Here is a 12,585-nt window from a genome sequence, read left to right as displayed (position 1 = left end):
GGCACTGGTGCCGGACGAGGTACAGGCCGACGATGGTCGGTGGTGAAGGTGTCAGGCGAGCGACGGAGGTCGAGGCGGATGCTGTACCTGTTCCTCAGGCGGTTCATCGTCGCCCCCTTGGTGAAACTGCTCTTCCATCCCCGGGTGAGCGGGCTGGAGAACATCCCGACCACGGGCGCGGCGTTGCTGGTCAGCAACCACCTCGCGTTCTGCGACTCGATCTTCCTGCCGGTCGCCGTACCGCGGCAGATCGTCTTCCCGGCCAAGTCGGAGTACTTCACCGCGCCCGGTCTGAAGGGAAAGCTGGTGGCGACCTTCTTCCGGTCCGTCGGCCAGATCCCGATCGACCGGTCCGGTGGGCGCGCCTCGCTGGCCGCGCTGAACACGGGGCTGGACATCCTGAAGAAGGGCGAGCTGTTCGGGATCTACCCCGAAGGCACCCGCTCGCCCGACGGCCGGCTCTACAAGGGCAAGACCGGCGTCGCCCGGATGGCGATCGTGGCCGGCGTACCGGTCATCCCGGTCGCGATGATCGACACCGAGAAGCTGCAGCCGCCCGGCACGCTCTGGCCGCAGTGGCTGGTCCGCGAGCCCGGCCGCCGGCTGCCCCGGCTGGTCCGCCCGGGCGTGGCGATCGGCAAGCCGCTGGACTTCTCCCGCTACGAGGGCATGGAGCGCGACAGGTTCGTGCTGCGCTCGGTCACCGACGAGATCATGTACGCGATGATGGAGCTGTCCGGCCAGGAGTACGTCGACATGTACGCCGAGAAGGCCAAGGAACTGCTCAAGAAGGGCGAGTCGATCGACGAGCACGTCCGGCTCCGCGACACCAAGGCCAGTTGACCGCTTCCGACCTCGTCCGCGGGTGAGGATGTCCGCATGGACAGCGACCTGAACGTGCTCGGCGAACCACTGGAGGAGTGCGGGACCGATCCGGTCACCGGCTTCTACCGGGACGGCTGTTGCACCAGCGGCCCCGAGGATCTGGGCAGCCACACGGTGTGTGCCGTGATGACCGCGGAGTTCCTGGCCCACCAGGTCTCGGTCGGGAACGACCTGGTCACCCCGCGCCCCGAGCTGCAGTTCGCCGGTCTCCAGCCCGGCGACCGCTGGTGCGTGGTCGCGGTCCGCTGGCTCCAGGCCTACCGCGACGGCGCCCCGGCCCCCGTCGTCCTGGCGTCGACCCACGCCCGCTCCCTCGACACCATCCCCCTGACCGTCCTCCGCGAACACGCAGTAGACGTACCAGCAGACCCCGGCTCCCTGACCTGACCACCTCGATTCGGGGAGGATTGTGTGCCGGGAACAGGCAGCGAGCCTCCCCAAACCACCGCTCTAGCCTGCGAGGGGAAGAGTGGGGCAGGTGGGGGAGCAGGGGTGGGGGGAGCGGCTCCAGCCGCGGAGGCGGAGGGCGGCGGCGACCTGAGCGGCGGCCTCACACGGATGCGCGACCAATTGGTAGCCGAAGCGCAAGGTCACCTTGCCGCTGAGTGCTGCCGAGTTGTTCCGGCCCATGTCGCGCCATCGCGACAGGGACTCGGAGTGGCCCGCCCGGCCGTCGAGCTCGACGATGAGGTCGTACGGCGTGTACTCGACGTCTCGGTAGACGACTTGGCCCTCGTCGGCCGACTCGACCCGCACCTGCCGCGTACCGGGCGGCAGGCGATGGAGGCGCTCGACCCGCCGCAGGTAGACCTGCTCGAGGAACGACTGAACTCCTTCCACCCCGTCGAGGAGGATCTGGCGCAACACCCGCCGGGTCGGCAACTTCGGGAGTGCGTCGAGTTCGCCGATCAGACGGGCGGGCGTGGTCCGGCGCTGCCGGCACGCGTCAAGCAGGATCGCCGCCTTGCGCGACACATCCGCGGCCGTGCTTGCGGTTGTCAGTAGGGCGACCTCGAGACGCACCATCGGTGGTTCGCGGGACCCTTGGAGCTGCGCCGGCAAGTCCCGATGGCGACTGACGACGACTCCGGGGCGACTGTCGACACGGCGCGAATGCGGGAGCGCAAGGTGGATCGTGTCGTCGATCCACCTGCCCTCCACGCCGTACTGGCGCAGTGCCGTCTGGCCGGCGAGCGCAGCTTCCGGTCCGTACGCCAGCCACGCGGCCCACACCCGGGTCCCCCACGGCAGTGGGCTGGTGAAGTCGACGTACACCCCCGGGTAAACCCGCTGGATCTGCAGCGCCCAGCACCGCCGTCCCAGCACCTTGTCCGTGATCCCGTGAGCGAGAGCCTGGGACCTGCTGAAGGTACCCCGCTGGCGCCGGCGCAGTTCGACGAACGCACCCCCTTCCGCCATCTCTCACCTCCTCCGTCACCCACAACATGCACCGATCCCCTCCCGAACCCTCCCCACCTCCTCCCCTCTGGATAACCGGTCGGTTTGGGGTGGTTGGCTGCCCGATTAGGGGATGACATCCTCCCCAGTCAGGCATCTCGGGGAGGGTGAGACGGGCGGGGTGGGGATGCGTGGGGCTGGCCTAGAGTTGGGGGCATGCAATTCGCGACGGTGAGTGCGGGGGAAGTGCCTGGGGTGCCGGGCCTGGATGATCTGCGGGCGCTGAAGCCGCTGCAGCAGCCGGAGTGGCCGGATTCCGCCACGTTGGACCAGGTGATCGGCGAGCTGCGCAAGCTGCCGCCGCTGGTGTTCGCCGGTGAGTGCGACGACCTGACCACCAAGATCGGTGCGGTCAGCCGCGGCGAGGCCTTCATCCTCCAGGGCGGCGACTGCGCGGAGACCTTCGACGGCGTGACCGCGGAGAACATCCGGGCCAAGCTGCGGGTCCTACTGCAGATGGCCGTCGTCCTCCAGTACGCCGCGAGTGTGCCGGTCGTGAAGGTCGGCCGGATCGCCGGGCAGTACGCCAAGCCACGGAGCTCCGGTGACGAGACGCGGAACGGCGTCACGCTGCCGTCGTACCGGGGTGACGCGGTCAACGGGCTCGAGTTCACGCCCGAGGCGCGGAACCCGGACCCGCACCGGCTGCGCGGCGTCTACAACGCGGCCGCGGCCACGCTCAACCTGACCCGCGCGTTCACCACCGGTGGGTACGCCGACCTGCACCAGGTGCACGCGTGGAACACCGACTTCGTGAAGTCCTCGCCGGTCGGGCAGAAGTACGAGCGGCTGGCGTCCGAGATCGAGCGCGCGCTCTCCTTCATGCGGGCCTGCGGCGCCACCGCGGACGAGTTCAAGACTGTCGACTTCTACGCCTCCCACGAAGCGCTGATCCTCGAGTACGAGCACGCGCTGACCCGGATCGACTCGCGCACCCAGCAGCCGTACGACGTGTCCGGCCACCTGCTGTGGGTGGGGGAGCGGACGCGGCAGCTGGACGGCGCGCATGTCGAGTTCCTGGCCTCGCTGTCGAACCCCCTCGGTGTGAAGATCGGGCCGACCACGACCCCGGAGTACATCCGGACGCTGATCGACAAGCTGAACCCGAAGGGCATCGAAGGCAGGCTGACCTTCATCACCCGGATGGGCGCCGGCAAGATCCGCGACGGGCTGCCGCCGCTGTTGGAGGCCGTCCGCGACCACGGCTCGCCGATCGCGTGGGTGTGCGACCCGATGCATGGCAACACCTTCGAGACTCCGAACGGATACAAGACCCGCAACTTCGAGGACGTCATGGACGAGGTCCAGGGCTTCTTCGACGCGCACGAGCAGGTGGGGACCTGGCCGGGCGGCATGCACATCGAGCTCACCGGCGACGACGTGACCGAGTGCCTGGGCGGCGGTGAGGAGCTGGTCGCCGAGGATCTGGTGAACCGCTACGAGACCGCCTGCGACCCGCGGCTGAACCGGCACCAGTCGCTCGAGCTCGCGTTCCTGGTCGCCGAGCGGCTGCGGGGCGCGAGAGCGTGATTGACCTGCGGTCCGACACCGTTACCCGGCCGTCGGCGGGGATGCTGGCGGCGATGACTTCGGCACCTCTCGGGGACGATGTGTACGGCGAGGACCCGACCATCAATCGGTTGGAGGAGACGGTCGCCGGACTGCTCGGGCACGAGGCCGGCTTGTTCACCGTCACCGGGTCGCTTGCGAACATGCTCGGCGTACGGGCGCTGGTGCCGCCTGGCGCGGAGATCCTGTGCGAGGCGAGCGCACACATCGCGCGGGCCGAGCTCGGCGCGCACGCGGCCGTCAGCGGCGTCACCACGCGGACGTGGAGCGCGCCGGCCGGTCAGATCGACCTCGAGCAGATCCGCGCACTGATCGCGCCGGACCTCGGGTCGTACTTCGTCTCCACCGCGGCGGTGTCGGTCGAGAACACGCACAACTTCGGCGGCGGCGCGATCCAGCACGGGTACGACGCTCTGGCGGACGAACTGGATGGATTGGGGCTGCCGCTGCACCTGGACGGTGCGCGGCTGTGGAACGCGTCGGTGGCGTCCGGGGTGCCGGTCGCGGCGTACGCGTCGCGTGCGGCTGCTGCCAGCGTGTGCTTGTCGAAGGGCCTGGGTGCGCCGGTCGGCTCAGTGCTGGTCGGCTCGACCGAGCTGATCCGCGAGGCCCGCATCTGGCGCAAGCGCCTCGGCGGGGGCTGGCGCCAAGCCGGCGTACTCGCGGCGGCCGGTCTCTACGCGCTCGAGCACAACGTCGAGCGCCTCGCCGAAGACCACGCCAACGCGCGTCTCATCGCCTCGGTCCTCGCCGACGCAGCCCCTGGCTCCGTCAAACCCGACCAGGTCGAGACCAACATCGTGGTCGCCGACCTCGCCGCCACCGGCAAGACCGTCGCCCAGGTGGTCGAAGCTGCTCGCGCGGCCGGCGTACTCGTCGGCGGTGTCGGCCACACCCAGCTCCGCGTGGTGACCCACCTCGACGCCTCGACCGCCGACTGCCGGACCGCGGCCGAAACCCTCGCCCGCATCCTTCAGTAGGCGAGGGTTCCGGCGCGTTCGGTCAGCGCAGGTGGTACGCGTCGATCGTGGTCAGGTCAGTCGTGTTCCCGTCCGCGTCCGTTGCCGCGTCCTTCGCCAGCTTGACCGCGCTGCCGTTGATCGCCGGCAGGTCGCGGGTGGTGGTCACGCCCTCGATCGCGGAGCGCTTGGCGCGGGCGGCGTACGTCACGATCAACGGGATGGCCGTCGTACTCGCGTCGTCGTAGTGGTCCTCGATCAGGCCGCCGATGTCGAACAACCTGCGGTCGAGTTTGCCGGCGGCAACGTCGGCTTCCACGTCGGACGGGATGACGGTGAGGCGGCCCTTGATCCGGAGGGCTCGGAAGGTGATGTGCTCGCGGCCGGGCCCGCGCCGAATGCTCGGGTTGCTCAGCTCACCACCGAGGAGGGTGATCTGGTCACCGGTGACCAGGGTGATCGTCCGGTTCGGTGCTGCTGAGGGCGTGCCGGCGGTCATGGTCGCGGGCGGGCCGGCCGCGACCGCCGGAAGGCCGGGGTTCTGGGCCGTGAGGTCGACGGACATGGCGAGCGCCGCGGCGGCGATCCACCGCGGTCTCGGTCTGGAGTGCACCATGTGCTTCCTCGTCAACTGGGCAGAGCCCGTCCGGGCAGACGGGCTCATCCCTACTTGCCCGAAGGGCGCTCAGCAGTTCTCGCGACCGGATGCCGACCTCGGGCCGGTGGTCCCTGCGGGCCCGGGATAGGCTGCAGGCGTCGGGGTTCGCAGCGTTCGGGGAGAGCCGTGCGAGAGATCGTCGTGTTCAGCGGAAGTGCCCACACTGATTTGGCGGAGCGGATCTGTGCCGATCTCGGCGTACCGCTCGCACCGGTGGAAATCCATCGTTTCAGCAACGACTGCCTGCAGGTACAACTCCAGGAGAACTGTCGGCAGCGAGACGTGTACATCGTGCAACCACTGGTGCCGCCGACGCAGGAGCACCTGATGGAGCTGCTCCTGATGATCGATGCGGCCCGTGGCGCCTCAGCGGAGCAGATCACCGCCGTGATGCCGCACTACGCGTACGCGCGGTCGGACAAGAAGGACGCGTCCCGCATCTCGATCGGCGGTCGCCTCGTCGCGGACCTCCTGGTCACGGCCGGCGTCGACCGCGTCCTGACTATGGCTCTGCACGCACCCCAGGTGCACGGGTTCTTCTCGGTCCCGGTCGACCACCTGACCGCGATCGGTGTACTCGCAGACCACTTCCGCGGCCGCGACCTGACCGAGACGGTCGTGGTCAGCCCGGACCTGGGCAACGCGAAGACCGCCACCCAGTTCTCCCGCCTGCTCGGCCTCCCGGTCGCCGCCGGCAGCAAGCAGCGCCTGGCCGACGACCGCGTCATCATCGACGCGATCGTCGGCGACGTAGCCGGCAAGCGCGCGATCATCCTCGACGACGAGATCGCCACCGGCGGCTCGATCATCGAACTCCTCGACCGCCTGAAAGACCGCGGCTGCACCCAGGCGGCCGTCGCTACTACCCACGGCCTGTTCGCCGGGAAGGCAGTAGAACGACTGCGGTCGCACCCGTCCGTCACCGAGGTCATCAGCACCGACACGGTGCCGCGGCCCGCCGGCTTCCCCGAACTCCAGGTCAGCTCGGTCGCCGGACTGTTCGCCGAAGCGATCAAGCGCATCCACGAGGGCGAGTCCGTCAGCAGCCTCTTCGACGGCGTAGACCCCACCCACGCCCCACCCCAACCCAAACTCCCGTTCTAGGGGTACTGGGCCGACCCACGCCCGCGTGCGACTACTTGGCCGGCGCCCGCGGTCGAACGGACCGTTGCCGGCAGCTGATCGTGACAAACGGCAGGGTTCGTCGTGACAAACGACGGAGGTACGGCCCCGTCGGATCGTTAGGTTCTCGATGTGACTACTCGTACTGCGGAACGTAGCCCTCTCTCGGTACTCGCTTTCGGACCGCGGCGGCCGGTGCTGACTGGTGTTGTGTTTCTGGTGACGCTGGCGTGTGGGATCGCGCAACTGGTGTACCGGCCGCTGTATGAGCATGTGGTGCGGGACGCGTCTCACATCGACGACGGGCAGTGGTATCGCCTGCTGACGGGCATGTTCTTCCAGGACGGCTGGGCGTCGGGGCTGGTCTCGAACCTCATCCTGCTGGCCGTGGCCGGCTCGGTCGCCGAGCGCGTGTTCGGGCGATGGCGGTGGCTGGTCCTCTACTTCGTCTGCGGATGGTTCGGGCAGCTCATGAGCTACGTGTGGATCAACCCGGTTGGCGCGGGCAACTCGATGTGCGTCGCCGGTCTGATCGGCGGGCTGACGACGGTGATCCTTGTGGCTCCGCGCCGGTACGGCGTCACGCCACCACTGCAGCTCCGGATCCTGGCTCTCGCTGTCCCGGTGCTGGCCGTCGTCGACACGATCCTCCACGACAATCACGGCCTGCCCTGTCTGCTCGGCATGGTCGTTGGCTTCCTGCTTTTGCCTCACCCCGAGCGCTGATCGGACGTTGGTTCGGGGGAGGTGAGGTTGTTGGTGGCTAGCCAGTCGTCGATGTGGGTCATGGTGGTTTGGAGGATCTTGCCGAACAGGAGCATGTGGTCGGCGTCGGGGATTTCTTGGTAGGTGGCGTTGGGGTACTTCGAGGCGGTGGCGCGGCAGACTGCCGGGACCACGGTGAGGTCCTGGGCGCCGCCGAAGATCAGGACCGGGCCGGAGATCGCGGCGTAGTCGACGCGGGATGCCTTGCGGCGGTCGAGTTGTGGAAAGGCCATCTCGCAGTACGCGCGGCCCGACTCGCAGACGAGGTCCGCGAACCGCGCGCGGGAGTCCTCCAGCGTCTGCGTGATACGCCCGCCCACCTGGAACTTCTCCCAGGTCGGACGGAGCGGCTTGGCCCAGGGCCGCGGCTGGAGGTAGTGGCTGAGGAACAGCCGGCTCATGGATGGGTACATGGCGAAGATCCCGGCCGCCGGGGCTGGGCACACCCCGATCAGACCGGCATGCGCCGTCCGGGCCGCGACGAGCTGAGCCAGCAACCCACCCAAGGAGTGTCCGACGATCAGCGGCGGCGAATCGAGTGACTCACACACCTCGACCAGATCGTCGGCGTAGTCCGTCAGGCTGAGCGTCGCGACCTGCGTCGATCCGTCCTGCAGAGGCAGTTCGTGATGGCGCAACGTCGGCGTATGAACAGCAAACCCACGGGCTTCGAACGCAGCCCCGGGCCTCACGGAAGCTGCTCCCGCGACCCCAGGTCCCGTGAATGAGAACAACATGCTCGACAACGCTCATGGCGCCGAAACCTATCCGACCCGAGGGAGCAGCCGGGAGTGGTGCCGCGTGGAAGGATCGGGTGCATGGCGGATTCGGTGCGGATGGGTGTTGTTGGGGCGGGGAGTATTTCGGTGCGGGGGCTTCTGCCGCATTTGGGGCAGGGGGATCTTGCCGGGCGGGTGACGCTGGCGGCGGTGTGTGATCCGGTGCCGGGGCGGGCGGAGGCGGCGGCTGAGAAGTTCGGGGTGGAGCAGGGGTTCACGGAGTACGAGGACCTGCTGGCTCGTGGGGATGTTGATGCCGTGACGATCGCTTCGCCGATCGGGTTGCACTATGAGCAGGGCAAGCTGGCGTTGCAGGCCGGGAAGCATGTGCACTTCAACAAGACGATGACGATCACCGTCGCCGAGGCGACGGAGCTCATCGAGCTTGCCGCGGCCAACGACCTGCGGATTGTTGCCTCGCCGGGGGAGATGCTGCGTCCGCATCACGTCCGGACACGTGAGTTGATTGCCGAGGGCGCCATTGGGACGTTGTCCTGGGTGAGTTGTGGCGCGGCGTTCGGCACCTATCACGAGGACGAGGCCGTGCGCGGCGGCAGCGACGTACTGACGAACATCGATCCGTCGTGGTACTTCCGCAAGCCCGGTGGCGGGCCGATGTACGACATGACGGTGTACGGGCTGCACGCCGTGACCGGGATCCTCGGCCCGGCCAAGCGCGTGACGGCGATGTCCGGCGTACGGATTCCCGTGCGGACAAGCGGAGAGACGGAGGTACGGACGGATGCCGACGACAACACCATCGTGCTGATCGACTTCGGTGACAACCTGTTCTGCGTCGCGACCGGGACCGCCGCAGGAGGGATGCGGGGTGGATTCGGCGGTGCGTACTACGGGACGAAGGGGACGATCGACGGACTGCTGCTCAACGATGAGCCGTTCGACTTCCCCGACCGCAACCCCGCCGAGCTGTCGCCGCGTGGCCCGGGCAACCAGGCTTTGCTTCCGCACGTGACAGGTGTGCATCGCGAGATCGAGGAGCAGCACGTGTATGAGGACGTCATGCAGCTGGTCGACTGGGTCCGCGAAGGCAAGCCTTCGATCGTCACCGCCGAACACGCGCGCCACGTGATCGACATCATCGAGGCCGCGTACCGAGCCTCCGCAACCGGTCAGACGCAGAACCTCACGACCACCTTCTGACAGATCACGGAGGCCCGAAGGCGTCAGCCCTCGCAGCACACCCTGTGGAGCCACTCGGGTTCGTGCCACCAGTAGGTGTTGTCGTGTGAGTGCGCCTGCTCCCGGGTGAGCGGAGTCGGCGCATTCGCGGGAGCCGGTACGGCGGCCGTCGTCCGGGCGGCACTGGAGTACGGCGCGAGCAGGTCGTCGACCGTGTGCAGCTTGCCGGCGACCATCACCCGGTCGACCGCGGCGGCGACCCGGATGTCGGCGAGCGGATCGCCGGTCACGAACGACAGGTCGGCCTGAGCTCCCGGCTTGATCACGCCGAGCTTGTCCTCGAGGTTCAGCCACCGCGCCGGGTTGCGCGTCGCGGTCGTCAGAGCCTCGTACGGCGTGAAGCCACCGGCGACCATTGACCGCAGGTTGGCATGCGTTGACACCGCGACGTTGTCGAGCGGGCTGTCGGTGCCGCAGATCACGAATCCACCGCCGCGGTGGATTCGCAGCACCATGTCGACGTTGCCGCGCAGCAACTCCCGCGTGGTCACGCCCGCTGGTCCTGCCGCCGTGTTCACCTCGGTCTGCAGAGCGGCGTACTCCCAGGAGGGGAACAGCGTGGTCGTCCGCCGGTCGGTGAGGAGGCTCGGGTCGTCAACGTGCGCCATCGTCGAGTTGAACAGCGTCGGCGTGACCGACAGCCCGGCCTTGGTGAACAGCGTGACGACATCGGCGTACGCGCGGCCGAGCCGGCTGACCGTGTGCGAGTAACCCAGCCGGTTCGTCGCGCCGGTGTGCTCCATCCCGTCCATGCCGAGGTGCTCGGCCGGATAGAGGTAATGCGACGACAGCTGCAGTCCGAGTCGGTGGACGGCGGCGATCGCGCGACGCTGGTAGTCGATCGGCAGGCGCACGTACGTTTTCACCAGGTCATACGCAAGACCCTCGACCCGGTCGAGTTCCAGACCGAGTTGCCGTACCGACAGCGTCGGCCGCATGAAGTTGTAGTAGACCCGCGACCCGTCGATCGCCTCACCGGTCGCGAAGTACCGCGGCCCGACCAACGACCCGTGGGCGAGCGCCTCCCGCGTCTCCTGCATCTGATAGACCGGATCGCCGGGCGACCGCGTGGTCGTGATGCCGTACGACAGCCACAGGTTGCCCTGCCGCGCACCCCACGCCCGCCCACGCAGGTGCCAGTGGTTGTGCGCATCAATCAAGCCAGGCATCACCGTCAGCTCCGACGCGTCGACGTCCGCCCGTCCCTGATGCGGGCGTACGGCGGCAATCCGCGACCCGTCCAGTACGACGTCGACGTCGCGGCGCAGCGTGGTCGCGCGGCCATCCCACAGGGCGCCGGCGTGGATCGTGACGTGCTGGTTGACAATCGCCCGGCGCCACTGTAGGTCGAGCTTGACGGTCTGCGGGCGAGAGCCGCGCAGAGTCGTGCGCCGCAGCCGGCCGTTGTTCAGGTAAAGCAGGGTGTCGTTGTCCTGCCAGACCGGCGAGTCGGTGACCTCGTCGGTGATCGCCCTGGGCTCGGCGGTGAACCGCCCGCGTTCGTCGACGGGAGCGACGTACAGCAGGCTCTCGACGACGAAGGCGAGCCACTTGCCGTCGGGAGAGAAGACCGGGCCGTCGTCGCCGCGGGTGGCCAGTGAGCGGAACGGCATCGGCTCGACGTACTCCAGCGCTGTCGTGGCGACATCGACGTACAGGAGCTGGCTGGTGCCTTCGCGGAACCGCTTGGAGAACGGCTTGACCGCCGCCAGCACGATCGTCTTCCCGTCCCGCGACCAGCTCACCCGGCCGGGCTGGAACAACGTCGGTGTCAGCTGACGGACCTGGCCGGAGGAGAGATCGAGCACCCACGCGATCCCGTCCTGATCCTGGTACGCGACCTGCTTCCCGTCCGGGGAGAACCGCGGCGCGGTCTGTGCCCCGGGCAACGACGAGAGCTTGCTGTCGGCACCGGTCTTCAGGTCGTGCAGCCACAGGTCCGCGGTCCCGTCCCGATCGCCGGCGTACAGCAACTTGCTGCCGTCCGGCGAGAAGTCGGGATCCGAGTTGAAGTAGCCATCGGCAACCAGTTGGCGTGGTTGCCCACGGCCACTCGTTGCCGCCAGCCACAACGCGTTCAGGGACCGGAACGCGATCCACTCGCCGTCCGGCGACGCGGTCGGGCAGGCGATCCCGAGCACCGGCCGGCGGGCGGTCGACTCCAGGTCCGGCACCTTCGGCCGCGGCCGCTTCGCCGTCACCGGGACGGTCGCGGTGAACGGTACGACGGTGTGCGCGCCGCCGGCGCTATGTCGCAACACGTGTCCGTCGGCGGTGTAGAAGACATCGCTCGCGGATGCCCACGAGGGCGGTACGGCGAACACGTCCTTCCCGCTCGTCACCTTCTCGTCGCCGACGACCAGGTCACACACCGGACCCGCCAGCCGGACGTAGGCCAGCTGACCGGTGGGGGAGTACGCCGGTCCGTACAAAGTAATCCCGGTCTCTGCGGCGACCAGCGTCGTACGCGCACCGGTGGTGAGGTCGAGCTGGACGATCGACGCGGCGTCGACGGTGAAGGCGATCTTGGTGCCGTCGGCGGAGACGGCGGGCTCGGCCTCATCGCTCGGGTCGTCCGTGAGGGCAACGATCTTGCCGTCGGACAGGTCGAGCCGGTGGATGCCGTAGCTGCCGTTGCCGCCGCGGTCGGAGGAGAAGACGATCGACCGGCCGTCGGGCGCGAAATGGGGTTCGCGGTGGTCGTACCGGCCGCTGGTCAGCTGAGTGAGACCGAGGCCGTCAACCCCGATCGTCCACAGGTGGAAGTTGCCGTCGCGGTACGACTGGAACACGATCCGCCGGCCGTCCGGCGACCAGCGTGGCCGGGTCGCGTCCTGCAGGTCGTCGGTCAGCCGCCGCGACTCGCCGCCCGCGGCCGGTGTCACCCAGATCGCGGTGACCAGGTCGAAGGCCAGCCAGCGGCCGTCGGGGGAGACCGAGACCATGACGTTGGTGGCCTCCGACAGCAGGGCCTGATTGCCGGCCGCCTGTGCAGCAGAGGCGGTCGAGGTTGCGGACGCGGTGGTGGTGACCGCGGCCAGGCCTCCGGTGAGTTGCAGAGCGCGGCGCCGCGAGATGCTCCAGGATCCGGGGGTGTGGGCGTCATGAGGCACGATGCGATTCCAATCCCTAGGGGGCGGTGGGAGCTCACACAATGTGCCAGGACCGTCGATGGTGCACGATCCTGTCC

At 68.6% G+C, this 12,585-nt stretch carries 11 protein-coding genes; 7 read left to right on the top strand and 4 right to left on the bottom strand.

Annotation, left to right across the window (positions count from 1 at the left end; translation table 11 throughout):
* The first annotated feature begins 78 nt into the window (after nt 1-78).
* Together OG817_RS20130 and OG817_RS20125 are read left to right on the top strand one after the other, a co-directional pair.
* Nucleotides 79-843, top strand: coding sequence for a lysophospholipid acyltransferase family protein (locus OG817_RS20130; protein WP_396389476.1), 765 nt, complete (start codon nt 79-81; stop codon nt 841-843).
* A gap of 36 nt (nt 844-879) precedes the next feature.
* Nucleotides 880-1,272, top strand: coding sequence for a DUF2237 domain-containing protein (locus tag OG817_RS20125; RefSeq protein WP_360454869.1), 393 nt, complete (start codon nt 880-882; stop codon nt 1,270-1,272).
* 63 nt (nt 1,273-1,335) lie between these two features.
* On the opposite strand, the gene OG817_RS20120 is transcribed toward OG817_RS20125, so the two are convergent.
* Nucleotides 1,336-2,304: a type IV toxin-antitoxin system AbiEi family antitoxin domain-containing protein gene (locus tag OG817_RS20120; protein ID WP_406056767.1), complete on the bottom strand. Its 969-nt coding sequence runs from the start codon at nt 2,302-2,304 to the stop codon at nt 1,336-1,338.
* Nucleotides 2,305-2,499: 195 nt separating this feature from the next.
* Here OG817_RS20120 and OG817_RS20115 point away from each other — a divergent pair, with 195 nt between their 5' ends.
* Together OG817_RS20115 and OG817_RS20110 are read left to right on the top strand one after the other, a co-directional pair.
* Nucleotides 2,500-3,873, top strand: coding sequence for a class II 3-deoxy-7-phosphoheptulonate synthase (locus OG817_RS20115; RefSeq protein ID WP_396389478.1), 1,374 nt, complete (start codon nt 2,500-2,502; stop codon nt 3,871-3,873).
* Complete coding sequence (locus tag OG817_RS20110) at nt 3,870-4,892, top strand: threonine aldolase family protein (RefSeq protein WP_406056764.1); 1,023 nt, start codon at nt 3,870-3,872, stop codon at nt 4,890-4,892. Before OG817_RS20115 ends, OG817_RS20110 begins: the two co-directional genes overlap by 4 nt.
* A 22-nt stretch (nt 4,893-4,914) precedes the next feature.
* Here the strand turns inward: OG817_RS20110 and OG817_RS20105 are convergent, their stop codons facing one another.
* On the bottom strand, nt 4,915-5,487 hold the full coding sequence (locus OG817_RS20105; protein ID WP_406056763.1) for a hypothetical protein: 573 nt from the start codon (nt 5,485-5,487) through the stop codon (nt 4,915-4,917).
* A gap of 168 nt (nt 5,488-5,655) precedes the next feature.
* Here OG817_RS20105 and OG817_RS20100 point away from each other — a divergent pair, with 168 nt between their 5' ends.
* Nucleotides 5,656-6,633: a ribose-phosphate pyrophosphokinase gene (locus OG817_RS20100; protein ID WP_360449587.1), complete on the top strand. Its 978-nt coding sequence runs from the start codon at nt 5,656-5,658 to the stop codon at nt 6,631-6,633.
* A 228-nt stretch (nt 6,634-6,861) separates the two neighbouring features.
* On the top strand, nt 6,862-7,377 hold the full coding sequence (locus OG817_RS20095; protein WP_406056760.1) for a rhomboid family intramembrane serine protease: 516 nt from the start codon (nt 6,862-6,864) through the stop codon (nt 7,375-7,377).
* On the opposite strand, the gene OG817_RS20090 is transcribed toward OG817_RS20095, so the two are convergent.
* The gene (locus OG817_RS20090) at nt 7,362-8,108 is read right to left on the bottom strand and encodes an alpha/beta hydrolase (RefSeq protein ID WP_406056758.1); all 747 of its coding nucleotides are present in this window, start codon (nt 8,106-8,108) and stop codon (nt 7,362-7,364) included. The genes OG817_RS20095 and OG817_RS20090 overlap by 16 nt on opposite strands.
* A 126-nt stretch (nt 8,109-8,234) precedes the next feature.
* Here OG817_RS20090 and OG817_RS20085 point away from each other — a divergent pair, with 126 nt between their 5' ends.
* A complete protein-coding gene (locus OG817_RS20085; protein WP_406056756.1) occupies nt 8,235-9,356 on the top strand; it encodes a Gfo/Idh/MocA family protein in 1,122 nt (373 codons plus the stop codon).
* Between the two features lie 23 nt (nt 9,357-9,379).
* Here the strand turns inward: OG817_RS20085 and OG817_RS20080 are convergent, their stop codons facing one another.
* On the bottom strand, nt 9,380-12,508 hold the full coding sequence (locus tag OG817_RS20080) for an amidohydrolase family protein (RefSeq protein WP_406056754.1): 3,129 nt from the start codon (nt 12,506-12,508) through the stop codon (nt 9,380-9,382).
* Between the last annotated feature and the right edge of the window lie 77 nt (nt 12,509-12,585).

Source organism: Kribbella sp. NBC_00889 (genome assembly GCF_045207705.1).
In the GTDB taxonomy this organism is placed as follows: Bacteria; Actinomycetota; Actinomycetes; order Propionibacteriales; family Kribbellaceae; genus Kribbella.
The sequence above is the reverse complement of the archived record's forward strand: the minus strand, read 5'-3'. Positions and strand labels throughout refer to the sequence as shown.